23 protein-coding genes and 1 pseudogene are annotated in these 24,064 nt (G+C 70.3%); 7 read left to right on the top strand and 17 right to left on the bottom strand.

From position 1 onward, the window contains the following. Window positions 1-9: 9 nt before the first annotated feature. From ACZ7GX_RS34810 to ACZ7GX_RS34820, 3 genes are all read right to left on the bottom strand, one after another. Entirely contained in the window at window positions 10-1,242 is a 1,233-nt protein-coding gene (locus tag ACZ7GX_RS34810) for an FAD-dependent monooxygenase (protein WP_498783134.1), read from the bottom strand. Then, window positions 1,239-2,771: an MFS transporter gene (locus tag ACZ7GX_RS34815; RefSeq protein ID WP_498783136.1), complete on the bottom strand. Its 1,533-nt coding sequence runs from the start codon at window positions 2,769-2,771 to the stop codon at window positions 1,239-1,241. Before ACZ7GX_RS34815 ends, ACZ7GX_RS34810 begins: the two co-directional genes overlap by 4 nt. A gap of 590 nt (window positions 2,772-3,361) precedes the next feature. After that, window positions 3,362-4,210, bottom strand: a complete 849-nt coding sequence (locus ACZ7GX_RS34820; RefSeq protein WP_498783176.1) for a helix-turn-helix transcriptional regulator — start codon at window positions 4,208-4,210, stop codon at window positions 3,362-3,364. Between the two features lie 95 nt (window positions 4,211-4,305). Between ACZ7GX_RS34820 and ACZ7GX_RS34825 the strand changes: the two genes are divergently transcribed. Beyond that, on the top strand, window positions 4,306-5,055 hold the full coding sequence (locus ACZ7GX_RS34825; protein WP_498783138.1) for an SDR family oxidoreductase: 750 nt from the start codon (window positions 4,306-4,308) through the stop codon (window positions 5,053-5,055). Between the two features lie 32 nt (window positions 5,056-5,087). Continuing rightward, entirely contained in the window at window positions 5,088-5,297 is a 210-nt protein-coding gene (locus ACZ7GX_RS34830) for a 4-oxalocrotonate tautomerase family protein (protein ID WP_498783140.1), read from the top strand. Window positions 5,298-5,619: 322 nt separating this feature from the next. Here the strand turns inward: ACZ7GX_RS34830 and ACZ7GX_RS34835 are convergent, their stop codons facing one another. The 6 genes from ACZ7GX_RS34835 to ACZ7GX_RS34860 form a co-directional block, all read right to left on the bottom strand. After that, window positions 5,620-5,844, bottom strand: a complete 225-nt coding sequence (locus ACZ7GX_RS34835; RefSeq protein ID WP_498783141.1) for a hypothetical protein — start codon at window positions 5,842-5,844, stop codon at window positions 5,620-5,622. After that, window positions 5,796-6,629, bottom strand: a complete 834-nt coding sequence (locus ACZ7GX_RS34840; RefSeq protein WP_498783143.1) for an NAD(P)/FAD-dependent oxidoreductase — start codon at window positions 6,627-6,629, stop codon at window positions 5,796-5,798. The genes ACZ7GX_RS34835 and ACZ7GX_RS34840 overlap by 49 nt, the downstream gene beginning before the upstream one ends. Before the next feature lie 602 nt (window positions 6,630-7,231). After that, entirely contained in the window at window positions 7,232-9,019 is a 1,788-nt protein-coding gene (locus ACZ7GX_RS34845; protein ID WP_498783145.1) for a condensation domain-containing protein, read from the bottom strand. 5 nt (window positions 9,020-9,024) lie between these two features. Beyond that, window positions 9,025-9,171 carry a hypothetical protein gene (locus ACZ7GX_RS34850; protein ID WP_498783147.1) on the bottom strand — a complete coding sequence of 49 codons (147 nt, stop codon included), beginning with the start codon at window positions 9,169-9,171 and terminating at the stop codon, window positions 9,025-9,027. Between the two features lie 342 nt (window positions 9,172-9,513). Continuing rightward, window positions 9,514-11,910 (bottom strand): VIT domain-containing protein, encoded by a 2,397-nt coding sequence (locus ACZ7GX_RS34855; protein ID WP_498783149.1) that lies wholly within the window; start codon window positions 11,908-11,910, stop codon window positions 9,514-9,516. Next, a complete protein-coding gene (locus ACZ7GX_RS34860) occupies window positions 11,907-12,578 on the bottom strand; it encodes a MerR family transcriptional regulator (protein WP_498783151.1) in 672 nt (223 codons plus the stop codon). The genes ACZ7GX_RS34855 and ACZ7GX_RS34860 overlap by 4 nt, the downstream gene beginning before the upstream one ends. A gap of 307 nt (window positions 12,579-12,885) precedes the next feature. Between ACZ7GX_RS34860 and ACZ7GX_RS34865 the strand changes: the two genes are divergently transcribed. Both ACZ7GX_RS34865 and ACZ7GX_RS34870 read left to right on the top strand, forming a co-directional pair. Then, a complete protein-coding gene (locus ACZ7GX_RS34865; RefSeq protein ID WP_498783153.1) occupies window positions 12,886-13,065 on the top strand; it encodes a hypothetical protein in 180 nt (59 codons plus the stop codon). Between the two features lie 619 nt (window positions 13,066-13,684). Further along, entirely contained in the window at window positions 13,685-15,283 is a 1,599-nt protein-coding gene (locus ACZ7GX_RS34870) for a glycoside hydrolase family 27 protein (RefSeq protein WP_498783155.1), read from the top strand. 124 nt (window positions 15,284-15,407) lie between these two features. On the opposite strand, the gene ACZ7GX_RS34875 is transcribed toward ACZ7GX_RS34870, so the two are convergent. The 4 genes from ACZ7GX_RS34875 to ACZ7GX_RS34890 all read right to left on the bottom strand — a co-directional run bounded on the left by ACZ7GX_RS34875 (window position 15,408) and on the right by ACZ7GX_RS34890 (window position 19,183). Continuing rightward, complete coding sequence (locus ACZ7GX_RS34875; RefSeq protein ID WP_498783157.1) at window positions 15,408-15,824, bottom strand: hypothetical protein; 417 nt, start codon at window positions 15,822-15,824, stop codon at window positions 15,408-15,410. 175 nt (window positions 15,825-15,999) lie between these two features. After that, window positions 16,000-17,331, bottom strand: a complete 1,332-nt coding sequence (locus tag ACZ7GX_RS34880) for an alpha/beta hydrolase family protein (protein ID WP_498783159.1) — start codon at window positions 17,329-17,331, stop codon at window positions 16,000-16,002. A 252-nt stretch (window positions 17,332-17,583) separates the two neighbouring features. Continuing rightward, a complete protein-coding gene (locus ACZ7GX_RS34885) occupies window positions 17,584-17,973 on the bottom strand; it encodes an HPF/RaiA family ribosome-associated protein (protein ID WP_498783161.1) in 390 nt (129 codons plus the stop codon). 319 nt (window positions 17,974-18,292) lie between these two features. After that, window positions 18,293-19,183 carry an enoyl-CoA hydratase/isomerase family protein gene (locus tag ACZ7GX_RS34890; RefSeq protein ID WP_498783163.1) on the bottom strand — a complete coding sequence of 297 codons (891 nt, stop codon included), beginning with the start codon at window positions 19,181-19,183 and terminating at the stop codon, window positions 18,293-18,295. Between the two features lie 147 nt (window positions 19,184-19,330). Between ACZ7GX_RS34890 and ACZ7GX_RS34895 the strand changes: the two genes are divergently transcribed. Next, complete coding sequence (locus ACZ7GX_RS34895) at window positions 19,331-20,305, top strand: AraC family transcriptional regulator (protein ID WP_498783165.1); 975 nt, start codon at window positions 19,331-19,333, stop codon at window positions 20,303-20,305. Between the two features lie 40 nt (window positions 20,306-20,345). On the opposite strand, the gene ACZ7GX_RS34900 is transcribed toward ACZ7GX_RS34895, so the two are convergent. The 4 genes and pseudogenes from ACZ7GX_RS34900 to ACZ7GX_RS34915 all read right to left on the bottom strand — a co-directional run bounded on the left by ACZ7GX_RS34900 (window position 20,346) and on the right by ACZ7GX_RS34915 (window position 22,552). Further along, complete coding sequence (locus ACZ7GX_RS34900) at window positions 20,346-20,492, bottom strand: hypothetical protein (protein WP_498783166.1); 147 nt, start codon at window positions 20,490-20,492, stop codon at window positions 20,346-20,348. An 85-nt stretch (window positions 20,493-20,577) separates the two neighbouring features. Next, entirely contained in the window at window positions 20,578-21,798 is a 1,221-nt protein-coding gene (locus ACZ7GX_RS34905) for an IS4 family transposase (RefSeq protein ID WP_498783168.1), read from the bottom strand. Between the two features lie 58 nt (window positions 21,799-21,856). Then, window positions 21,857-22,075 (bottom strand): annotated as a pseudogene (locus ACZ7GX_RS34910) (response regulator transcription factor); the annotation flags it as partial. 342 nt (window positions 22,076-22,417) lie between these two features. Continuing rightward, window positions 22,418-22,552, bottom strand: a complete 135-nt coding sequence (locus tag ACZ7GX_RS34915) for a hypothetical protein (RefSeq protein WP_498783170.1) — start codon at window positions 22,550-22,552, stop codon at window positions 22,418-22,420. On the opposite strand from ACZ7GX_RS34915, the gene ACZ7GX_RS34920 reads away from it, so the two are divergent. Continuing rightward, window positions 22,540-22,755 carry an integrase core domain-containing protein gene (locus ACZ7GX_RS34920; RefSeq protein ID WP_498783172.1) on the top strand — a complete coding sequence of 72 codons (216 nt, stop codon included), beginning with the start codon at window positions 22,540-22,542 and terminating at the stop codon, window positions 22,753-22,755. The genes ACZ7GX_RS34915 and ACZ7GX_RS34920 overlap by 13 nt on opposite strands. Before the next feature lie 1,016 nt (window positions 22,756-23,771). Further along, window positions 23,772-23,978, top strand: coding sequence for a hypothetical protein (locus ACZ7GX_RS34925; RefSeq protein WP_498783174.1), 207 nt, complete (start codon window positions 23,772-23,774; stop codon window positions 23,976-23,978). Window positions 23,979-24,064: the final 86 nt, after the last annotated feature.

Genomic DNA, 24,064 nt, shown 5'->3' on the forward strand with positions numbered 1-24,064 from the left:
CGTTGTCGATCAGCTGGTGGAGGGCTTCAGGGGCATGAACTCGGGCAGCGTGAGGGCCGAATGAGCCGGTCGCGGCTCGGCGGAGGGCGTGGTGCCGAGCTTGCGCAGCCTCTCGTTGCGCTGTTCCAGGGCCTGGGCGGTGGTCGGGAAGAGCGTGGCGCCGCCCTCGCCGACCAGCCCCTGGTTCGCGGCCACGAACTCACGCGTGCCGTCTTCATAGGCGGCGAGCCCGGTGGTGTGGTCCCGCCCGGCCAGGGAACCGGCGAGCATGTACGCGCCGACGAGCGCGAGGCTGGAGCCCTGTCCGGTGAGGAACGAAGGCGCGTACGCGGCGTCGCCCGCCAGCGCGACCCTGCCGCGGTGCCAGCGGGGCATGCGGATCTGGCTGACACCGTCGAAGAACACGTCGTCCGCCTCGTGCATCGCGGCCAGCATTCCGGGGACCTCCCAACCCGCGTCGGCGAAGACCGCGGCGACGAGATCCCGTTGTGCTTCCGGGTTCGCGAACACGTCGGACGGCGGTTCCGGCCGGGCGAAGTTCAGGAAGGCGTGCACCTCGTCGTCCTCCCCCACGGCGTAGAGCGCCGCCGACCGGCCCGGGGTGTTCCACATGACGGTCTCGTGGGAGAGCCCGAAGGTGTTGCGCACGCGGAACACGGCGAAGCAGTAGCCGAGGTACCGGCGGAACCGCTCTTCGGGGCCGAACACGAGTTCCCGGGTCCGGGAATGCGCACCGTCCGCACCCAACACCAGGTCGAACGTGCGTTGGCCGCCGCCGCGGAAAGTGACGTCGACCCCGTCGCCGGACTGGACGAGGGTGTCGACCGAGTCGTTGAACAGGAACTCCACGTCGTCGCGGACCGCCAGGTGAAGCGCGTCGGTCAGGTCCCCGCGCCGCACCTCCAGGTCCCTTCCCCTCGCACCTCCGGTGACCGCGTGCGGGTGGACCGAGGCCACCTCACCGCCGTTCCCGTCGAGGAAGGTCAGCCGGCGCAGTTCGATGTGCGCGTCGCGCAATCGTGGGAGAATCCCCATCCTCCGGACGACCTCCAGCGCGGTGCCGCGGACGTCGACGGGATAACCACCGCTGCGAACCGCAGCCGCCCGCTCCACCACCGTGACCGCGTATCCGTAGCGGGTCAGCCAGTACGCGAGCGTGGGACCGGCGATGCCGGCACCGGAAACCAGCACCCTGCCCTTCGGGGTGCTGCGAACGTCGTTCAGGTGAGCGGTGAAGGTCATGCCTTGACTCCCTTGTGCATGGTGCGGGTGACGAGCAGGGCCAGCGCCGTGACGGCGCCGGCGATGACGAATCCGGTCATGTACGACGATTCGGCCGCCACGTCCGACCCCGACGGGGTCCCGGCGGCGAGGAGCACGCCACCGAACATCCCGCCCGAGGCCATCCCGAGCACGCGGGTCACCAGGATCAGGCTGGTGGCGACGCCGGTCTCGTTCGGCGCGACGGAGGTCGCGATGCCCGTCGTCATCGCGGTGACGACCAGGCCGTTGGCCAGGGCGACCAGTGCCTTGCCGACCACGAGGTGCCACGCCTCGGTGTGCACGACCGCCATGCCGACCAGGGCCAGGGTCATGATGACGACCCCGGCGGTGGCCACGGCACGTGAGCCGGAACGCCGCTCCCAGCTCCCGCCCACCGGTCCGGCCAACGTCGCGACCACGGTGCCGGGCAACAGGAACAAGCCGATCTCGGTGGCGCCGGCCCCGAAGCCATACCCGTCACCGGGCGCGCTCCACAGCTGCGTGACGAGGAAGATCGCCATCGAGGTGCCGACGCAGATCATGAACGTCGCCACGCCCGACTTCCACATCATGGGCCGGGCCAGCAAGCGCAGATCGATCAGCGGCGAGGCCGCGCGACGCTCGACGGCGATCCAGCCGGCCACCAGTGCGACCAGCAGCACGACGAGGCCGCAAAGCGCGAGCGGCTGCGAAGCGAGGTCGAGCGCGAAGTTGATCGTGAGCATGAGCGTGATCAGCACCCCGCTCAACAGGACCAGCCCGGGCCAGTCGACCCCGGCGTCGCCCGACCCGTCTGCCGAATCCGCCGGCACCAACCGGTTCACGAGAAGGGTGGCCACGATGACGGCGATCGTCGGCAGCGCGAACATCCAGTGCCGGGACAGCTGTTCCGCCACGGGCCCGGCCAGCAGCATGCCCACCATCCCGCCTCCCACGAACAGGCCACTGACCACGCCGATGGCCGCCTTCGACTCTCCTGCGGACAGGTGCTTGCGCACGACGATGAACGACAGGGGCAGCGCGCCGACCATCGCGCCCTGCAGGACCTGGCCGGCCAGCAGCACGGGCAGACTCGGCGCGAGTGCGGACACCACGCCGCCGACGCACACCACGATCATCAGCCGGACCAGGACACGTTTTCCGCCGTAGCGGTCGCCGAACCTGCCCGCCAACGGTGTGACGAGTGCGCCGGTGATCGGGAGCAGGATGCTGAGCAGTGCCCCTCCGGTGGGCCCCATGCCCAGTTCGCGTTGCAAGAGCGGCACCGTCGGCTGCACCACCGACTCCAGGGCGCCACTGGCGAGGGCCAGCATGCCGAGAGCCCCGACCGCGGCCCTCCCGGCCCGCACCGGAGCAGCCAGGGTGGTGGTCATGGGAATCCTTTCCGTGACGGGAAAGTGACCTTGCGGACGGCCGTCAGCCGAACCGCGTCGGTCCTGTTTCCGCTGTCGTGCAACGTTTCTTCCCGCCGCTTCGCCGTCCGGCCCGCCGCCGGACGATTCCGCCACCAACCCTGTCGCCAACCGCGGTCCCGCACATCGTTCGCCCGGATCGTCTTCGCCTGGTGCGCACGGACCAGCCCGGCCCGCTCCCTGGTGCGGACGCACTACACGCGTACGGGCGGCCGTCCCTGGACGTGGGGTTGTCCCCTGACGCCGACAGCGTCGGCCGTGATTCCGGTTCGTGGCGAGACGCGGTTCTTCGCATCCTCAAGCTGAACGGTCGAGTGCTGGACGCCGACGGCCGCTCACGGCCGATGAGCCCTTCACCGTTCGCGCCCACGTACAGCGCGCCATGACCAACCTGGAGGCACGCGACCGCGCGCAACTCGTCGTCATCGCCTACCAGACTGGTCTGGTGACCGGAACGGGGAGTCCCGCCTGGACGAGGGAGTCATGACTGTCGCGCAACCGCACGGCGGCCAGCTCCATGCGCCAGTTCGCCAGACGTGCGAGCTGACGAGGAGTTGCCGTGGACGAACAGCCGCCGTGGCCTGCCGGCGCAGATGTCCCTATCCACACCGGACCCGGAGGCCGCCCCTCATCCAAAGATAATCCGACTCCGTGTCGGACCTTTCGCACCACGCAGGGCAGTACAACTAGTCGGGGTGCGGCGTGAACTCCTGGGTGCCGATGACGGCGAGCAACTCCAACTTGTCGACGCTGTCGGTGCCCAGCGCGGGGGTGAACCACAGCAGGCGCTGACGACCGTCCTCGCTGAACAGGGTGAGGCAGTTGACCTCGACCAGGCCGAGCGCGGGATGGGCGATGCGCTTGCGGTCGTCGCGGCGGAACGCCACGTCGTGCTCGGCCCACAGCCCGGCGAACTCGGCGGAGCGGTCGAGGAGTCCGGCGACGAGCGCGCTCGCCCCGGTGTCCTTGGCGTCGCGGCGAGCGGCGGCGGCCCGCAGGTCGGCGGCGAACGCCTTGGATTGGGCCGGGTGGTCCTCCTCGGGGTAGAGCCGCCGCGCCTCGGGGTCGGTGAACCAGCGGTAGACGAAACTGGCTTCCTCGCCCCGGAAGTGGGAGTGGTCCCCGAGCAGCGCGATGGCGAGCGGGTTCTGCACGAGCGTCACGTGCAGGTCGGTGATCACCTGCGCGGGGGTGGAGGTCAACCGGGTGAGCAGGTCGAGCATTCCGGGGTGCACGTGCGAGCCCGCGCCGCCAGGCGGCACCGGCCGGTTGGCCAGGTGGTAGAGGTGGTCGCGCTCGTCGGCGGTCAGGCGCAACGCACGCGCCAGCGCCGCCAGCATCTGTTCCGACGGCTGCGACCCGGCTCCGCGTTCCAGCTCGTTGTAGTAGTCCACCGACGCCCCGGCAAGGTGGGCGACCTCCTCTCGGCGCAGTCCCGGCACGCGCCGCCGGGGCCCGGAGACCAGTCCGACCTCCTCGGGGCGGATGCGCTCACGCCGCGAGCGGAGGAACGCGCCCAGCTCGGCGTACTTCATCGAGTTCACGTCCTCCAGTCTGCAGTGGAGCGGGCCACGGACACAGGGGACGGCGTCCCCTGTCACCGGTCCGCACGGTCCTGCACGGTGGAGGCATGACAAACACCGACCCCGCTGTCGGACGAGTCGCCATCGTCACCGGGGGTTCGCGCGGCATCGGTCGGGCGGTCGCCCGCAGGCTCGCCGCGGACGGACTGGCCGTCGTCGTCAACTACGCCGGGGAGGACAACGCCGCGGCGGAGACCGTGCACGCGATCACCGCCGCGGGCGGGAACGCGACCGCGGTCCGCGCCGACGTGGCCGACGAGACCGCGGTGGAGGAGCTGTTCGACCGCACCGAGAGCGAGTACGGGGGCGTTGACGTCGTGGTCAACTCCGCGGGCCGCCTCGCCCTGTCGCCCATCGCCGAGCTTGATCTGGACGTGCTGGACCGGTTGCACCGCGTCAACATCCGCGGCGCCTTCGTCGTCGCCCGGCAAGCCGCTCAACGGCTGCGCACGGGCGGCGCCTTCGTCAGCTTCTCGACCTCCGTGGTGGGCACGCAGTTCCCCGGCTACGGCGCGTACGTCGCGAGCAAGGCCGCGGTCGAGGCGATCACCCTGATCCTCGCCCGCGAGCTGCGCGGACGCGGGATCACCGTCAACACGGTCGCGCCCGGCCCGACGGCCACCGAAATGTTCCTGGACGGCAAAACCGAGGAACAGGTGGCGGCGCTGGCCAAGGCGCCACCACTGGAGCGACTGGGCACCCCGGAGGACATCGCGGGCGTCGTCGCCTTCCTGACCGGCCCCGAGGGCCGCTGGGTCAACGGCCAGGTCCTGCGCGCCAACGGCGGCCTGGTCTGACACCGCACTGAACAACAACGAGGAGAACACCTGTGCCATTCGCCAACTTCAAGGTCCCCGCGGGCACCATCAGCGCCGAGGACAAGAAGAAGCTCGTCGAGCGAACCACCGAGCTGTACGTCGAGATCTACGGAGAACGCGCCCGGCCGACCACGGTCGTGCTCGTCGACGAGGTCGAGGACGGCGGCTGGGGCGTCGGGGGCAACGTCCTGACCGCCGCGATGCTCAACAGCAACGCCTGACACGCCCCCGCGTACGACGGCGGACGGCCCGACGTCCCACCGGACGCCGGGCCGTCCGCCGACGGCTCGCCCCCGTTCGACGGACACCAGAGATCCGCAACTGCGTGCGCAACCCGACCTCCGGTCCAGGTGTTCGGCTCCGTGGTGGAGGTGCGGACCGCCGTCGAGCGCGGCGAGGTGAGCGCCGGCTGGGCAACCGCCTTGTGGCACGCCGAGGAGCGAGTGAAACGCCTGCGGCGCCGACCACTCGAAGGTCGTGGGCGAAGCGGGCTCGAAACCCACGCCGGCCGCGTCCGACCACCTGCCCGTACCCGCGCGAGGTTCACCGGTTGCTGCCCAGCGAGACGGGCATCGGCAGCTCGGCATGTCCGTCCGCCGACGGTGCGGTGCCGTGGTGCCGGCGCGCGGCCCGCAGGTAGTGGTCGAGCTGGCACAGGCCGTCGTCGGGGCGGTAGGTGAGGGCGTCGAGCACTTCGGGGATCAGGGCGACCGGATCGGTCAGTTGGTCGTAGATCTGTTCGGCGACCTCCCGGTGGCGGCGGGCCATGATTTCGAGTCGAGGAAGTACGGCACGCGGAGGCCGGCGGCGACCGAGGCGTCGACTTCATGCCTGATGAACACCTCGACGGACTCCTCGACGGTCGTTCGCTGAATCGGGAGGCGTTCCACGGCGAAACAGCCGAAATGCGGGTCCCCGGCGGCTCCGCGCAGGAGCACGTCGGTGACGTGGCGGGCGATCACCGGCGAGCTGTGGAAGCCATCGCGGTAGGTGCCGGTGGCAAGCACCAACCCCGCGTGCGAGGCGACCGTGCCGATCAGGGGAAACCCGTCGAGGGCGATGGGACGCCGCCCGGTTGACCACCGCGTGATCTGGGAAGTGCCAAGCCGGTGATCGAACTGCTCGCAGGCGTCCTTCAACAAGCTGAAGGTGACTCCCACACCAGGGCCGGCGGCAGGGTGGAAGTGGAGGATGTTCGTCGCCCCGATGTACTCGTGGCCGCGATCGGCCAACGGGACCAGGTGTATCCCGCACCCACCGACCGCGTTGGGGGTGCGCACCACGTGGGCGAAGCCGGGGAAGGCCCGGCGGCGGGTCTGCACCGCGAGTCCGGTGCTGTGCAGCAGCGGCGGGACGGAGCCTGCGGGCAGTCGCTCGATGAACTCCTGGGTGAGGCTGCCTGCGGCCGGCACCACGTTAGGTGCGGCGATCGACTCCCCGCCGGCGAGGCGCACACCGCGTACACGACCGCCGGCCGCATCCAACTCGTGCACGGTGGCGGGGATGATGTCGACGCCGTTCGCGCGCACCGCATCCTCCAGCAACGCGAGCACCGCTCTGCACGGGCAAGGGCTGTGGAACCTGCGCGGACCGCGTGCCCGCGGTAGTGCCCGGTAGCCATGACCCGAAAACCTTCACATGCGGATGTGAGTGTGGTCACCCGGGCCAGGCTCTGGCGGGCCACCGGAACCTCCGTACACATTCGGTTGATGCGACATGCCGAGGCGAGGTGAAGCGGTGCCGCGGAATCGTCACGTCGCCTTCAACCCGGCCGGCCGGGCCAGGACCCGTGGCGCCAACTCCGACGGGACGAACCGGTTGTCGACCCAGCGGTCCCGTGCGTCGGGCTTCATCGAGGCGTAGAACTCTTGACACCCCACAGGGCCATGTCGGCGCCGCCGGCCACCCGGCAGGCAGGTGCGATTGCGGCACGGAGCGGTCCAGGGGCCACCACGCGAGGTCCGGTGACCCGGTCGCGTCCGAAGGACGTCGTCTCGGTCAAGCGGCAGCAGATCGGCTCCGATGGCGCGCGTCAGCCCGATCGCAGCCGCCTCCAGCTCCCAGCACTCGGCCGACCCGCAGGTGACAACGAGCGGGACCGGCGGACCCGGGCAGTCGACCGCCGCGATCGCCTGCGGCCACCCGAGCCCAGCGTTCAGAGCTCGACCGGCGGTGCGGGTGCGCGTCCCGTGCCGGTGTGGCGGGGGGCGGGCCAGGAGGCGAGGTCCGCCGGGTCGGTCGGGGCGGTGGGGCACAGGACGTAGTGGCGTGGGGTGAGGACCGCCGGGTGGTCGGGAAGTGCGGCCATGCAGCGGGCGTGGGCCTGTTCAGGGGTGCTGACTTGGTCCGTGATGGTCACGTAGGCCACCAAGGGGTGACCGTTGGCTTCGGCGAAGACCCGGGTGACGGCCGGGGCCAGGGCGTCGTCCAAGAGGGACTGGACCTGGCGGAGGTCGACCCGGCACGAGTCGAGCAGCAGCCAGTTCGCCGAGCGCTCGGCCGTCGGCAACCCGATGAGGTCGTGCATCCGCGCGGTGGTCAGGTCTTCGTGTGCCGCGGCCACCAGGACGCGTTCGAACGCCAGCAGCAGTGACTCCGCTTCCTGACGCGGGACCACGCCGTCGTCCTCGACCCACAGGTCGAGCACCAGCCGCTCGTCGAGTTGGTTGAGGTTGAAGCGGACCGGTTTCGCGTTGCGCTGCACCGGACGCCAGCGCAGCTCGGTGTGGGCGAGTGCGGCCCGGAGTTCGTCGGTGCCGGGCAAGGCGCCGGGCAACGTACCGGGACCAGGCTCGGGGGCGAGGTTGTTGAACAGCGGTTCGTAGCGGAACAGCAGGCCGCGTTCGTGGGCTATCCGCTCGTCCAGCCGGGCTCGTTCGGCCGCGTCGTACCGGGCGTGCCTGCTGGCCTCCAGGACCACGGTCCACGTGTGCGCGACCAGCGCGTCGAAGTCGCGCCCGGCGACGCCGACGGAGGCGATCGTGCCCTGGGCCAGCGAGCCGACGTAGTCGAGCAGGTGGCGGTCGAAGCGGTTGCCCGACATCAGGGGCAGCACGATCTCCTCGTCGCCGGTGCGGTGGGCCAGCACAGCGCAGATCGCGGCCAGCACGACGCTCTGCCGGCTGGCGCGGGTGCGGGCCGCCACCCGGCGCACCGCCGTGGCGGCGGCCGGTGAGGACAGCTCCACGGCCAGCGGATCGCCGCCGGGGCTGGTGTCGGGCATGTGGTAGAGCAGGCGGGGGATCTTCGAGGTCTGGCGCTGGAGGTAGACCTGCGCCGCCCGCGCCCGGCGCCGCTCGGCGGGGGTCGCCTCCAGTCGCGCCTGGTCCAGTGGCTGGTGGCGGGGTGTGCCGACGTGCCGGCGGGAGGTGTCGCCGACCAGTTCGGCGAACTCGCGCCGCAGGACCTCGATCGCGCCGTGGTCGACCGCCATGTGCGAGAACGCGCCCGCGCACGCGATGACCCTGCTGTCCTCGTCGGGAGAGACCGCGACCACGACCCGCATCGCCGGCCGATCCGGGTCGGGGTTGTCGCGCAGCAGGCGGAGGAGCGTCCCCGCCACCGACGTGCGGTCGCGCGGACCCCACCGGCCCTGACCGAGCACGCAGACCTCGAGCGGGAGCGTGCCGGACGCCGCGACCAGCTGCCGCTTCTCCTCGCCGAGGTCGTAGGAGGTGCGCAGCGCCTCGTGCCGCGCGCCCAGCACGGCGATGGTCTCGACCACGTCGTCCACCGAGGCGACGGCCGGCACCGGGAGCTCGACGCAGAGCACCGAGTAGAAGTGGTCGGAGACCTGGCTCAGCCACTGCGCGATGTTGAGCTGACCGAGGGTGAGCGGCCCCTCGGCCTCCCGCGAGCCGGTGACGGGTACCTGGATCGTGCGCTGCGGTGTCAGCCGCACCCGCTGCCGGCGGTGCTGCCCCGGGTCCGCCACGACGGTCACGGTGCTCACCCCACCCGGTCGCGGAAGGCGGCGGCAAGGCGCGTGACCGATCCGACCCGGGAGGACGGGAGGACGTGATCACCCCAGTGGACGGCGAGGTGGTGCCACGACGCTTCGTCGTGCACCACGAGGTCGGGCGTCGGCGGTGGCATGCGCCCCATCCTCCGTGCCGCCATGGGCCGCAGTCCATAGGGCGTGGCGAAGGAGCGCGCCGGACGGGAGCAACTCCGACCGCGCCCATGGGTACGGTCACCTTGGCGTTCTGACAGGCGTCGGTGAAGGCCCGGTAGCTGTACTGCCGCACTTGGACGAGGGGCGCTCGCCGGTTCGGGTGATCGGCCGGTGTCCCCGACCTACGGCGCGACTTCGGGGCCGTTGCCCTCAGGTGCCTGACCGCGATGACGGGTCGGTTCCGCGCCGCGACAACAGGCAGCGTCGTCTGCGGCGGACCGTTCCCGGGGCGGGGAGGCGGGCTCCGCCCCGGGAACGGGAGGTCACCGCTTCCAGAACGGCTTGCGCCGGTGGGGCTCGGCCGGCCGGGATTGGCCTGACGGGGGTTCGGCCAGGGTCTCCAGCGTCGCGATCGCGTGCCGCAGGCGGCGGTCGACCTCGGTGGGATCGGTGGTGGGCGCGGCGAGTTCCGCGGCCAGGTCCGACAGCGTCCGCAGCGCCTCGGCGGGCGCGCCCGCGGCCCGCCACGACGGGAGGTGGCGGCCGATGGCCTGGTGCAGGCGCTCGAGCAGGGCAGCAGCCGGTTCTCGCGCTTCGCGCAGCCCGGTCAACGCCTCCGCGGCGAACTCCGCCGGCGCGGGGACGGGCGGCACGGGTGCGACGGGCTTGGGTGCTGCCAGGTCCGCGCTGCTCGCCACGGCCGCTTCGAGACCGGCACGGGCCCGCGTCTTCCGCGCGCGGGGTGCCGCCGGGGCCGCGGCGGGGACGAACGGCATGGCCGCCATCGGCGCCCCGGCCACCGGCATCCCGGCCGGAGCCGCGCCGTAGCCACCTCCGCGGGCGAACGCGGGGACGGACGACCAGCCGTCGGGCAGTTCGACCGGCTGCGTCACCCGCCGCACCCGACCGCCCTCGTTGACGACCCGTTCGTCCACCGCGACGAACGCGGTGAACCGGGACAGCACGCCGTGCTCCAGCGATGTCCTCACGATCTGCCGCTCCAGGGCGTCGAGGTCGCCCGCGCCCACGACGTAGCGGTCCTCCAGGTCGCGCACCCGAGCCCTGGCCCACAGCGCGGCCAGCCCGGCGTTGTCGCTCGCCACCGCCGCCACCCGCTGCCGCCACCCACCCGAGCCGGTGACCTCCACCGCGCCCGACGGCTCGCCCGCGTACCTGCCGGTGACCACGACCGGGACGCCGGGGAACAGGTCGGGCAGCGGCGCGGGGGCCAGCGACCCCTCCTCCACGGCCAGGCCGTCGGCCCGCACCGCCAGGCCGGTCAGCACGGGCGCGCCGATGCGGTGGTGGATGGCACGCATGGCCTCGTCCAGCCGGTCCTCCGACTCGACCAGCTCGCACCGGCCGGTCGAGCCCGCGAGTCGTTGCAGGAACGCCGCGTTGACCGCGCGATCGATGCCGACGGTGTGCACCCGCACGCCCGCCAGGCTCGTGACGACCTCGCGCAGCAACCGGTCCTCGTCGCCCACCTGGCCGTCGGTCACCAGCACCAGCACGCGTTCCCGATCGCCCTCCGCGCCGAGCAGCCCGGCCGCGCGCTGGAGGGGGTCCAGCATCTCGGTGCCGCCCCGGGCCTCCAGGCCGGCCAGGAACTCCACCGCGCGGTAGCGGTTGCGGTCGGTGGCCGCGACCAGGCCGGCGGGCAGCTCGTCCGGGCTGTCCAGCCGGTCGTCGAACGCCAGCACGGCGAACCGGTCGTCCGCGCGCAGCGAGTCGACCACGCGGCTCGCGGCCCGGCGCGCCGCGACCACCTTCCAGCCGTGCATCGAGCCCGACCGGTCCAGCACCAGCACCACGTCCCGGCTCGGCAGGCGTCCGCCGGCCGCAGGGGGCAGCACGGTCAGCGCGAACGTGCCGCCCTCGCCGTCCTCGTCCGGGCGCACGGCCAGCGAGGTGCGGACGACGTCGGCGTCGGCGAAGCGCATGCGCAGCAGGAAGTCGCGGTCCACGCGCGCGCCCGGCTCGACCCGCACGCGGAACCCGCCGGCGGTCTCCTCGGTGACGGTGGCGTGCAGGCTGGCCGAGGGTTCGGCGGGTGGCAGCCCGGCCAGGTCGACGTCCACCACCAGGGACAGGCGGACCGGGTTCGGGAAACCGGGCAGCAGCACCGGAGGGCTGATGCGGGAGGCGTCGGGCACCGCGTCGGTGTCGTGGGCCACGCCGTCGCCGACCTGGTCGCCGGGCAGCGGGGTGCCGGGGACGTAGCGGGGTGCGACGACCAGCGGCAGGCGGTACTCGGCGGTGTCGTCCTCGTAGGCGAGCACGCCCACGATCGTGAGGCGCACTGTGATCCGCTCGCCGGGCACGATGTTGCCGACGCGCGTGGTGAACACGCCCGGCCGCTCCTCCTCGGCGATGGCGGCGCGCTTGCCGTCGGAGACGGCCTGGTCGTAGTCGGCCCGCGCGGCCGCGCGTTCCTTGAGCATGCCCTCCACCACGCGGCCGTCGGCCTCCACGCGCAGCGCGGTCACCGCGGCACGGGCGGGCAGCGGGAAGACGTAGGTCGCTTCGAGGGGGTCGGGGTGCGGGTTGTGGAAGGTCTGCGTGATGGTGGTGCGCGAGGCCAGCCCGGTGATGGTCGCGTGGACGTCGACGGCTTCCAGCGGGAGGTTGCCACGCTCGGTGCGCAGGCAGCCCAGGCCGTCGTCCTCGGTGGGCCGGGTGGCCCCGACGTCTCCCACGACTGCGATGCGGGTGCTCATCCGTTGTCCTCTCCAGTGGTCGGGGCCAGACCCGTGCGGGCGAGCAGGTCGAGCAGGGGTGCCGCGGCGGTTTCGATGGCGGCGAGTTCGGCCGCGTCGGGGACGCGGTCGGCAGCGTGGAGCACGAGGGTGACGCCGGGTCCCAGGCGCAGACCGGGCACGACCCGGGTGACGCCGGCGGCCGGGGGCGCGGAGGCCACCGGTGCAGGAGCGGCCGGCGGCATCACTGCGGGTGGCGCGGGTGGCGACGACGCGGGCCGGTCGCGCCAGAAGGCCCCGCTGCGGGACGCCGCGGCACCGTCGTCCGACCGTCCCGCAGGTTCGGCTCGTCCAGTCGGCTCGACCTGCCGCGTCACCCCGGCCAGCTCGGCGAGCCTGCCGTCGTCCGCGCCCACCACCACCGCCTGGATCTCCGCCAGCGTGTGCCCCGCCGCCTGCAACTTCTTGACCGCGACCACCTGGAGCAGGTGCCGCCGCCCGTACAGCGCGGCGCGTCCCCGGTACGCCACCGGCCGATCCACCAACCCGATGGTCGTGTACCACCGGATGGCGCGCCCGTTCGGCAACTCCCGCACCCGGCCGCTCCGCTGGCCGCCGTAATCGTCGGCGAGCAGCGCGGCGACCCGGTCCGGCAGCTGCCCGATCGTCCACAGCTCCTCGTCGCTCACGACACGACTATAACTGACACTGTCAATATGACAGTGTCAGCTTCACCTCCCCGTTCGGTTGGCCGCGACGACGTCCCTGCTGTCGGCGAGTGCCGGGCTCCTGCTTCTCTCGGCGAGAGACCCGCGTCCGAGTGGTGGATCAACCCCGCCGTGATCGGGTGGCCTGTGTGCCCGCGGGTCCACAACGCCATCTCCAGCGCGGTGCGCATGGAGGTGTCGGCCTTGGGCGACGACGGCGATAGACGACTCGAACGGCATCCCGGCCAACCCGTACACGCCCGAAGAGGTGTGCGGCACCGGGTACCGGGTGATCGACTCCCGACCGGCCACTTGGAACGGCAAGGCCTACGGCGGTGTCCACCTGCTGTACAAATCGGGCGGCTACAAGTACTACGCCGTGGTCCGCGGGTACGCGCCGTACTGCAATCAAGTACGCGGGCTGGACCGGAGCAGCGGTGGCGACGAGCGGATGGGCTGGTGCTCGTAATCCGGCCGTCGGCCGCACAAAGCTCCAAGGAATCAATCTTGATCCGCGCACTGATCTTCACAGTCGGGGCCCTTGGCGGAGATTCTTCGACCATCGCCGCTGCCCAGAACGCGCGCGTGCCGGGGAACCGGGTGCATCCCCGCCTTCCGCCTGCTCGGCAACCGCACGGCCAGCCCCCGGTGACATCCAGGCGGTGGATGCACCGACCGTTGCCGGTCGACGGGCGCTCCACGTCCGGCTGACACCAGCGTCGTTGCTAAATGTTAGCGCTAACCAATGCTCACCTGACAGCGCTGTCGCAACCCTTCATGAGGCCCCCATCCGACCGGCGAATCCCCCGCATTGCCGTACACCTCCCCCGCAGAGACTGTCTTGTGAGCGTGAACAATGAGTGCCACACTGTCTCCGTCGAAGCCTGCGCCGCTGACGGAAGCCGCCACGTCAAGCCCGCCGGCGGATTTGTCGAACCCGGAATTCCGGAGCAACGGGCAGCACTGTGCCCGGCCGTGCGGCAGCACGGATGGCAGCCGGAACGTCGTACGCACCGAGGAGTGAGATCAAGGTGACCGCAACACGACTTCCCCGTCCTCGCAGGGCGGCAACGCTGTTAGCGGCAGGCGTGCTGCTGCTGTCCGCGTTGACGGCGGTACTGCACACGTCGTCCGCGCAGGCGCTGGAGAACGGTGTGGCACGGACGCCGCCGATGGGGTGGAACTCGTGGAACACGTTCGGCTGCAACATCAGCGAGACGTTGATCCGGCAGATGACCGATGCGATGGTCAGCTCCGGCATGCGTGACGCGGGCTACGAGTACGTGGTGGTGGACGACTGCTGGATGAACCCGAACCGGGACTCGGCGGGCAACCTCCAGGGCGACCCGGGCCGGTTCCCCAGCGGCATGAAGGCGCTCGGCGACTACATCCACGCCCGAGGGTTGAAGTTCGGCATCTACCAGGCGCCGCTGGCCGAGACGTGCGCCCAGTACTTCAACTCCTACCCCGGTTCGACCGGGGCACTGGGCCACGAGGAGCAGGACGCCCGCCAGTTCGCCGCGTGGGGCGTGGACTTCCTCAAGTACGACTGGTGCTCGCCCAGCGGCACGATCGACGACCAGGTGCGCACGTTCGCCAAGATGCGCGACGCGCTGCGCGCCACCGGCCGCCCGATCGTCTACAGCATCAACTCCAACAGCATCCACGACAAGACCGGGCCCCGGCGCAACTGGGGCGACGTGGCGAACATGTGGCGCACCACCGAGGACATCACCAACAAGTGGGACACCGGGCAGACCAACGGCTACCCGATGGGCATCCAGAACATCGTCAACGTCACCGTGCCCCTGGCCTCCTACGCCAAGCCCGGCGCGTTCAACGACCCGGACATGATGGAAGTCGGCCGCGGCGGCATGAACGACACCGAGATGCGCAGCCACTTCGCCCTGTGGGCGATGATGGCCTCGCCGCTCATCGCGGGCAACGACCTGCGCAACATGGACGCCGCCACGCAGACGATCCTGAAGAACGCCAACCTCATCGCCATCAACCAGGACCCGCTCGGGTTGCAGGCCGTGCAGATCTCCAACGACGGCACCCGCCGCGTGCTGGCCAAGCGCCTGTCCAACGGCAACGTCGCGGTCGCCCTGTTCAACCAGGGCGGCGGCACGACCACCGTCTCGACCACGGCGAGCGCGATCGGCCTGTCGGGCAGCTCGTTCACGCTGCGCGACGCGTGGACCAACGGCACGACCACCACCTCCGGCACCATCTCGGCCAGCGTCCCGGCGCACGGCACGGCGGTGTACGTCGTCAGCGGCGGGGGCCCCGCGCCCACGTCGTTCTCGTTGGTGAGCCAGAGCTCCGGCCGCTGCCTGGACATCCCCGGCAGCACGCCGACCAACGGCGCCCTGGCCCAGATCTGGGACTGCAACAGCCAGACCAACCAGCGCTTCACCACGACCGCGGCCGGTGAGCTGCGCGCCTACGACGGCACGAAGTGCCTGGACGTCTACAACCGGGGCACCGCCAACGGCACCGCCGTGACGTTGTGGGACTGCAACGGCCAGACCAACCAGCAGTTCCGCCTCAACTCCGACGGCAGCGTGACGGCGGTGGCGTCGGGCAAGTGCCTGGACGTCAACGGCGGCGCCACCGCCAACGGGACGAAGGTCATCATCTGGGACTGCCACAGCGGCACCAACCAGAGGTGGACCCGCACCTGATCCCCTCGGCGGCGACCGCGAACCCCGCGGTCGCCGCCGACCGGACCAACCTCCGTAGCGCGGTCAGCGGCTGGGATCCACCCGGTCGGACCTCACCCGGGCACGACCGGAGAGAACCCCGGGATCAGGCGCTCGGCGTTGCCAGGCCGCGCGGTCGCACCGAGGCCAGCGCCGCGATCCCGAACACCAGGGCGGGCACCACGAAGCAGAACCCGAGCCCGAGGCCGAGCACCAGCCCCCACGCCGCCATCGCCAGTGCCGCGACCGTCGTGACGAACGCGACGGCACGGCCGGCGAGATCCGAGACCAACACTGCCGCTGCAGCGACCAGCGGCACCCCGAGCAGGTCCACCGCGGCGCCCCCTCCCTCGGCGGACAGCCCCGGGTGCAACGCGACCGCGATCCCGACCGTCGCCGCGACCCCGGTCCACCGCAGCGCTCGGCCGATCGTCCCGGGAACCGCCCACCGGCCACGCAGGCGGACGAGAACGGCGACCGCCAGGAACAGGAAAACGCCCACGCCCGCGATGGCAGCGATCATGCCGACACCTCCCATTGCGGCAGGTCCGCCGCGGCTGTGACCCGACACCCACCACCGAAGGTACGGCACCCACGACCTGCCGATCCGGATCCTCGACGAGATCACCGCGATGATTCTCGAGGACGCGGCACCACCACGCGATCCGATGTTCGCCGACGTGGTCGACGGGTGTTCGTCAGCCCGCGAACGGTCGGTTGAACACGGGCGGGACGTAGTCGACGTAACGGCCATCGCCCGCAAGCCCGTTCATGGTGCGAGGCGAGAGGTCGGGCCAGACGCCCGTCCGCAACCGCTGCCACATCCGGTCGATCGCGGCGACCTGCTCGTCGACGGTGAACGTGCAGTGCCCCGCTGTCCGCACGTACGTCTGACGCACGAACCGGCCGTTGCCCTCGCGGTGGGCCAGCGCCTCGTAGGACTGCTGCTGCGCCACGGTGGAGATCTGGTCGCCGAGCCCGCTGACCGTGAGGACCGGCACGCGCACGTCGCCCGTGAACACGATTCCCCTGGACAGTTGCGACACTGCAGCGGGGTCGGCAGCGATGCGGGGAGCCGCGGCCAACCGCCCGAGGTCGGCCCGCAGGTCCAACCCGGCACGGGCGTACAGCCGCACGACGGCGAGCTGCTGACCGGGTTCGGCCGACGCGAGTTGCCGGCCGTAGTCGACCCCCGTGTTCCACGAGGGGTTCCCGCCGGACATCTGCTCGATGGCGCGCCTGCTGCTCATCGCCTGTCCGATGTACGGCAGCGGACCTCCGGCCAACGCCTGGTACATGCCGTTCTCGATGCCCGTCGCGTCCCACCACGCCGGCACCGGCGGCGCGGTGCCGTCCGCCGTGAGCCCCCAGCCCGGGAGTTGCCCGATCGCGGAGACGAGCGCGATGCGCGCCCGTCCCTCCGCCGTGGACTGCGCCCCGGCGAGGGCCGATATCCACTGCTGACGCGCACCGGCGACGTCAGCGGGAATCCCGGTCACGGGCAAGGCGCTGTCGTCGAACAGCAACGTCTTCAGCGCGAACACGGTATCGAGCTTCTGGTTCCACTGCCCCACCGAACCACCGAGCCCGCCGCAGAACGGTATGGCGGCGTCGAACAGGTCGGGGTGGACCTGCGCGGCGCCCGCGGCCACGAACCCGCCCATCGAGCGGCCTTCCGCGACCGCCCACCGCGCGGGCCCGAACGCCGCCTCGAACCGCCCGAGCGCGGCGGCCTGGTTGTCGATCGCCTCGGCGATGCGCCACCCGGTGACAGCCCTGGTCGTGCCGCCCACGGCGTAGCCGCGCTCGACGAGACCCGCGGTCAGCGGCGCGGTGAGCCCGCCGTCGGCGAAGTCCATGTCCACCAGCACCACGCCGTTCCACCGGTTCGGCTTGACGAACTGGTACGGGGTGCCGTCGGGGAGCTGCCCGGACGCGCAAGCCGCCGTTCCCAGGCACGGCATTGCGTCCGCTGGCGCGGCGACCGCGGCAGGCGCACCGGCCGCCAGCATCGACACGGCTGCCAGCACGACACCGAATTTGCGCACTGCGGACATCCGAAACTCCAGTCCCGCCGGAAGGCCGGTATCGCCCGCGAACCGCCGTGCGGCCGATTCGCGCCTCACCCGGCACGCACCACCACGAGCAGACTCATGATGTTCTGCCGCGGCAACGACCGTCAATGACAATCGGCTCCGTGACGAGTTGCGCAATGTTGCGTTAGTGGATGGTGCGCGGGCGGAGGTTCGACCGATGCTGCCTACAGCGTCATGTCGCCTTGATCAGCCCCGGGACTCGTCTTCGATCGCGCCAACCCGCTCCGGGTCTTCCGGAGCGGACATGTGACGGATGCTGTCGCTGCCCTTGTGGTCGTGGGCGCGGGAGTAACGGGAATCCAACACCCTTCCTAACTTGTGCGCCGCTCCCGCGTACGCCTCATCCACAGTGGTCGCGTGGTGGGTGACCGCCACCGGCTGCTTACCCCCCGGTCGCGCCTCGATGACGCACTTCTTGTCCTCCGGCTTGCTTCCCCCGTCCTCGCTGAGGTGCACCTCAACCCGCGTCAACCAGCCGCTGAACCGGGACAGACCACTCTCCAGGTCGGCGGTTACAAAGGTGGCCAGTCCTTCGCCACCTTTGATGTTGTGATCGGTGTTGACCTGGATCTGCATTCGCACCTCCGCAGCAGAAAGCAATGGTCTTGACCGATACCACGGGAGCGGTCGGTTCAAACGCAGCAATAGGAGATCCCGTCACCGCCACGGTCCGGCAGCTGACCCAAGAGATAGCCAGAGTCCGACCGGACCACCTTCACTGATGCCCCTGACACATCCAGCCCGAGGCTTTCGCGCGGGCATGGGTGGTCCCGCCAGTAGTACCAGGGTACGACGGCGACACCGAGCGGCCCGGCCGTGACCTGCCGGTGCCGACCGGCTGGGGGACGTCTGGCCGGATCCGTGACGGACGCCGTCGCCTCAGGGACGTGAGGCCCTACCGCTGAGCTACGTGCCGGAAGCCGGGTGACAGGCTGTCGACGAGCCCCTCGAGATCCCGCTCGCCCTCACGGGTCTGCACACCCGCTGCCAGCTGCTTCCGGGCGATCTCGACCATGTCCTCGGTGAACAGCGAGTACAGGGCGGCGTTTTCGACGGCGTAGGCCTTGTCGGGGACGGGCGGGGTCGCGGCTCGGACGGTGGCCTTGATCGCGGCGATGACCTCGGGGCGCACTCCCGCCATCCGGCGGGCCAGGGTGTCGACGAAGGCGTCGATCTCGTCGGCGGGCAGGGCCCGGTTCACCAGGCCGTAGCGCTCGGCCACTTCGGCGCCGACGAGCTGGCCACCGATGAGCAGTTCCAGGGCCCGGGCCGGGCCGAGCAGACGGGTCATGTTCACCGTGCCGCCGCCTCCGGGAAGGATCGCCAGCGTGGACTCGGGCTGGGCCTGACCGGACCGGCCGATCGCGGCGAAGCGCAGGTCGAGGGACATCAGGAACTCGTTGCCGGCGCCCCGGGCGAACCCGGCCACCTTGCCGATGGTGACCTGCGGAAGGTCGCGGATCTCCAGGCTCAGGGCCTGCAGGATGTTCAGGCCGTCAGGGAGCACGGCCCCCGGTGCGGCGTCGATCGCGGCCCGGGTGGCGGCAGGCAGGGCCTCCGGGTCGGTGACGTAGGCCATGTCACCGTGAGCACTGAAGAACTCCGGATCGGCGCTCTGGAACACGATGACCCGAACGTCCGCGTCGGTGCGCACCTGGTGCACGAACCCACGCAGAGACGGCAGCAGCACGCCGTCCATCAGATTGAGGGGCGGGTGGTCGAGCGAGACGGTGGCGACGCCGCCCCCCACGGTGATTTCGAGACCGGCCCAGGTGCTGTAGTCCATGGTGACTCCTCTTCGGATGGGGCCGGATGCGACTCATCCGGCCCCAAGACCATATGAAGCAGAGCCTGAGGCGAGCCATGCCCGAACGTCGCAAAAGATTGATCCTCTGCCTCATCGTGACCTGATCCAAGTGCTAAAGTCACCGTCGTGGATCCACTGGCCGACGCCCTGGCGATCTCCGGCGTCAAAGGCGCGCTGAGCACCCAGGTCGAAGCAGGCGGCCGCTGGGCGATCACCCTGGACGACTACCCCGGGACGGCTTTGCACGCCGTGACCGCAGGCCATGCCTGGCTCACGGCGGACGGCCACGAACCGGTGGAACTGGCGGCCGGCGACGTGGTCCTGCTGCCTGCCGGCACCTCGCACGGCCTCACCGACGACCCCACGAACAAGGGCAACCGGTGTGAGCAGGTGGTCGCTCGCGGGCGCGGCACCGGCGAGGTGATCAGCCTCGGGGCGCAGCCCTCGACCACGCGGATCGTGACGATTCACTACGACAGCGACCCGGCCGCGCTCACCCAGATCCTGACCGTGCTCCCCGCTCTCGTCCACGTGCGAGCCGAGGCGGGGACGCCGGGGCTGACCGATGCGGTGCGCATGCTCGCCCGGGAACTCGCCCATCCGCAGCTCGCCACGCCTGCCGTGCTGAAGAGCCTCGTCGACATCGTGCTCGTGCAGATGCTGCGTGCCTGGCTCGCGGTGAGTCCCCCCGAGTGCTTCGGAACCTGGCTGGGCGCGCTCTACGACCCCGTCATCGGCAAGGCACTACGGCACCTGCACGCGAAGCCGGCCATTCCCTGGACGACCTCGATGCTCGCAGAAGCCATCTCGGTCTCCCGTGCGACCCTCGCCCGCCGTTTCCCGGCCGCGACGGGATACACCCCCGCGGCGTACCTGGCTAACTGGCGCATGGATCTAGCCGCCGTGCGGCTACGCGACAGTCATGACTCCCTCGAGACGATCGCCGAGGCGGTCGGTTACGGTTCGGTGCCGGCACTCACCCGCGCCTTCACCCGGGCCCACGGACGCACGCCCGGACGCTACCGCAGCGAGACGCGCAGCCACCACGGTACGACCTTCCGGTTGGAGACGCCCGCCCCGTCGAGCCTGACGATCAGTTAGGACCGCAAGGAAAATGCCGCCTAGAAGCAATACCGGTGACTTAGAGGGGTTTGCGCTGCTTGTTGGCGGAGACGGTGCGGTAGTGCGGTGCGATCCGGACCGCCTCGGCGGGGTCGCGGGTGGGCTGTGGCCAGGTCCGGTGCTGGGCACGTTTGAGTTTGTAGTTGGACATCTTGCGTTTGACCACGCGGGGGTTGCTGCGGAGTCGGCGTTTCGGCAGGAGTCGGGCGAGGATCTCGCGGATGCCGTCGAGCAGGGCCCTGGCTAATCGTTCAGGGGGAAAAGGCGGCCTGGGCGGTGGTCTGGCGGCGGGCCAGGCGCAGGGTGCGGACGAACGAGAGCCGGTCGGGATCCAGGCCGGTGTCGGTGGCGGCGGTGTGCATCAGCGACCGGATCGCGTGGTGCACCAGCAGATGCGCCCAGACCTCCTGCTCGACGCCGTCGGGTGAGCGGGAGCGCAGCACCTGACCGGGGCCGCGCTGGTGAGTCTTGAGTTCGTCGAGTGCGGTCTCGATTTCCCAGCGTTGGCAGTACAACGCCGCCAACTCCTTCGCCGGTGCCTTGCGGTGGTCCAGGATCGTGGTGATCAACCGGTACGGCGCGTCGTGTTCGGGGCGGGCGGGGTCGTCCACTGTGTACTCGACCACCCGCACCGTCACCGGATCCTTGCGGCGGTAGTGGTCGTCGGTGGCCACGATCTCGGACAGGTACGACCCGTCCGGCAGCTCCTCGCGCACCGGCAGCACGACGTTCGCGCGCACCCGCCACAACAGATCGGCTCCGTTCGCGCAGGCGGCCCGCCACAACGGCAGTCCGGCGAACCCCCGGTCGGCGATCACCAGATCGCCCCGACCGAGGCCGGGAAACAGGTCCAGGGCGAGGGTGGCCTCGGCCTTGGTGATCGGACCCAGGGTGGCCGCGACGATCGCGTGGGTGCCGCACTCGGCCACCGCCACCACCCGCACCTGCGGAAACGCCGCCCGATCCCCACGAGCCGCCGCCCGTCCACTGCCCGGCCGGCCGAACCGCTCTACGTTCTCCGGAGTGTCCGGCGCGTCGAAGGTCGTGCCGTCGACCGCCAGCACCCGCCAGGTCCGATACCAGGAACCCCGCGTCGTCGGCTCGGCCAACGGCTTCGCGACCTGCTCGAACAACGCCTTCAACGGCGCCGGGCCCAGCTTGACCCGGGCTCTTGAGATCGCCGCTGTAGTGGGCACCCGCCACGGCTTGGACCACCGCGCCGCCCACGACAGGCCCTCGGTCAACAACCGGGCCACCTCTTCATAGCCCTGACCGGAGAACAAGCACATCGCCAACACGAAGTAGACCACCACCCGCGGCGGCAGCAACCGGTCACGCTGCCCTTCCCGACCGGTCTCGGTGATCACCCGATCCACCAACTCAGGCGGAAACGACCTGGTCAACAACCCGATCGCGATCCGATCCGACAACCGCGCATCCGTCTCAGGCTTGACCTGCCCAGGCCGTGGCATCCAGCACCTCCAGGACGCACAACCTACCGTAATCACCCTTAAGTCACTGGTATTGCGCCTAGAAGGCATTTTCCGTTCCCGCCACCAGACCGGTCTGGTAGGCGATGACAACGAGTTGCGCGCGGTCGCGGGCGTCCAATTTGGACATGGCGTGCTGCACGTGGGCGCGAACGGTGAAGGGGCTGAGGTACATCCGATCGGCGATCTCCACATTGGACAGCCCGGTCGCGACGAGAGCGACCATCTCGCGTTCGCGCGGCGTGATCGCGGCGCGCGCGGAGAAATTTTCGCCAGGAGGTGTCGGTGTCGCGTTGGGGTGCGGGCGGCATCCGTAGGCGCTTGAGCACGCGGCGGATGGTCGAGGCGGCGACCCGATGGCCGAGTGTGAGCAGTTCACCTTGGATCCGGCGGTAGCCCCAGCCGGCGTTCTCCCGGGCCGCACGCTCGATCAACGCCACGACGGTGTCGTCGATCGGTGGGCGCCCGGTCCGCTTCGGGTGGGTCCACCTTCTTCGGGACCAGGCGCCGGTGCCACCGGAGCACGGTGCCCGGTGTCACCAACCGATGCTCACGCAGCAGTCGGGGGAGTCGACGCACCAACACGGCGAGCACGGCGCGGTCAGCCCAGTCCAACCGCGGGCGAGGGGTTGGTCCGGCGCACCAAGGCGACCTCGTGCCGCAGCACCAGCAGTTCGACGTCCTCGGCGGCGGAGGAGCGTCCGAAGAGCGCCAGCCAATTGCGTGAGAACTCCACCACGCTGCCCGAGAGCCAACGCCCACGCCGAACGGTTCGTCGGCACCGTCAGACGCGAAGTCACCGACCGACGGCCCATCCTCAACGAACACCACCTGCAAGCGGTCCTGGACCGCTACACGGCCCACTACAACCACCACCGACCACACCAGGCGCTACAGCTCGCACCACCACGACCAGACCAGCCGATCACAGAGTCATGAACGTCTACTCCCACGTCACCCGACCAATGACCGACGCCATGCTCGCCGGACTCCAAGCCCGGTGGGAGCAATATGGGAGAAAACCCTGCGACCTCTTCGGAGCAGCAAAGGTGGTCAAGATCTTTTGCTCCAGTCTTGCTCCACGAACGATCAACGGCCCGCAGACGAAGATCGCCCACGAGCCGTTGACCAGGTAAGACACACTGTGGGCGATACCGGGATCGAACCAGTGACCTCTTCGGTGTGAATGAAGCCGAAATAACGCCTCCACCAGCAGAAATAGGATCAGCGCAAGAAAAACACGGCCATTGGAAGCCGCTGAATGTGAATCAACACCGTTGGACGCGCCACACGGCTCCCAATCTGCTCCCACAGTCCGCTCCCACGTGTTCGCCGGAACTCTCCCATCTGCCGTCCGATTCGATGACGAACTACGGCGGGAAGGTCATATATGGATTTTGCCGGCGTCAGACAGTCGATGCCGGTCCTCCGTGGTCGTCTTCGATTGACGCGACTGCTCTACTTCGCTGTTGTACAGCAGCGTCCGGCCAGTAGACCACCGAGCGACGGTGTCCACACCCGTCGCGTACAGCGTGTTACTTGCTCCTGCGCCGATGCCGAGACCTCGGTAAACTGGAGGACTCGAGAATAATCCAGCAAGGCGCACGACTATGAAAACCCATCATCGCCTTGATCGGTCGACGCCGGCCCGCGCCGCCACGAGAGTCGAGCAGGGCGGAGACTTCCCGTCCCGGTCGCGGATCAGGAACCGCACGCGTCGGCCGTCGCCGCAGAGCCGGGGCCACACATCGATACGCCGCCGCCCGGTCGTCGGCGGCCTAATCAACGAGTACGAACCCAGAGCAGCCTAACCGCAGGTCAGACCATGCGGCCGACTTCTGGCACGCCACATGGCCGACATGACCATCCAGCGCGACTCGTGTCGTCCGAGCGGGTAACCCGTGCCGCGCGAGGACGATGTCGCCGGCGGAGACAACGGATGGAGGGGCAGCCTCTTGTTGATCATCGCCTCGGTCGAGCCGGTGCCGCCCAATCTCCCTGCGGTCGCCGGCCTCTACTCCCAACTCGCAGGCGTCATGGCCGGTTTCGCCTTCGCCAGCCTGATCGCACTGATTGCGGCTCAGCTGACCACCAACCATTCGGCGGGCAAGACCCTGGAGAGTGGTTGCCCCCTGCTGGCCGCGTTCATCGCCCTAGCTTGAGTTTTAACCTTCGGGCGGTGTTCGCCTGCCCCTGTTGATCATGGGTGCAGCCCTTGGTCGATCATTCCTTCTTGCGACAGTTGGAA

The organism is Actinosynnema sp. NPDC037264, assembly GCF_055603705.1.

What these genes read in the sequence shown, in the direction of transcription:
- ACZ7GX_RS34905 (WP_498783168.1), bottom strand. Translation starts at nt 21,798, where the DNA reads ATGCCACGGCCTGGGCAGGTCAAGCCTGAGACGGATGCGCGGTTGTCG.
- ACZ7GX_RS34850 (WP_498783147.1), bottom strand. Translation starts at nt 9,171, where the DNA reads ATGCCACCGCCGACGCCCGACCTCGTGGTGCACGACGAAGCGTCGTGG.
- ACZ7GX_RS34885 (WP_498783161.1), bottom strand. Translation starts at nt 17,973, where the DNA reads ATGCAGATCCAGGTCAACACCGATCACAACATCAAAGGTGGCGAAGGA.
- ACZ7GX_RS34810 (WP_498783134.1), bottom strand. Translation starts at nt 1,242, where the DNA reads ATGACCTTCACCGCTCACCTGAACGACGTTCGCAGCACCCCGAAGGGC.
- ACZ7GX_RS34855 (WP_498783149.1), bottom strand. Translation starts at nt 11,910, where the DNA reads ATGAGCACCCGCATCGCAGTCGTGGGAGACGTCGGGGCCACCCGGCCC.
- ACZ7GX_RS34820 (WP_498783176.1), bottom strand. Translation starts at nt 4,210, where the DNA reads ATGAAGTACGCCGAGCTGGGCGCGTTCCTCCGCTCGCGGCGTGAGCGC.
- ACZ7GX_RS34875 (WP_498783157.1), bottom strand. Translation starts at nt 15,824, where the DNA reads ATGATCGCTGCCATCGCGGGCGTGGGCGTTTTCCTGTTCCTGGCGGTC.
- ACZ7GX_RS34835 (WP_498783141.1), bottom strand. Translation starts at nt 5,844, where the DNA reads ATGGCCCGCCGCCACCGGGAGGTCGCCGAACAGATCTACGACCAACTG.
- ACZ7GX_RS34825 (WP_498783138.1), top strand. Translation starts at nt 4,306, where the DNA reads ATGACAAACACCGACCCCGCTGTCGGACGAGTCGCCATCGTCACCGGG.
- ACZ7GX_RS34890 (WP_498783163.1), bottom strand. Translation starts at nt 19,183, where the DNA reads ATGGACTACAGCACCTGGGCCGGTCTCGAAATCACCGTGGGGGGCGGC.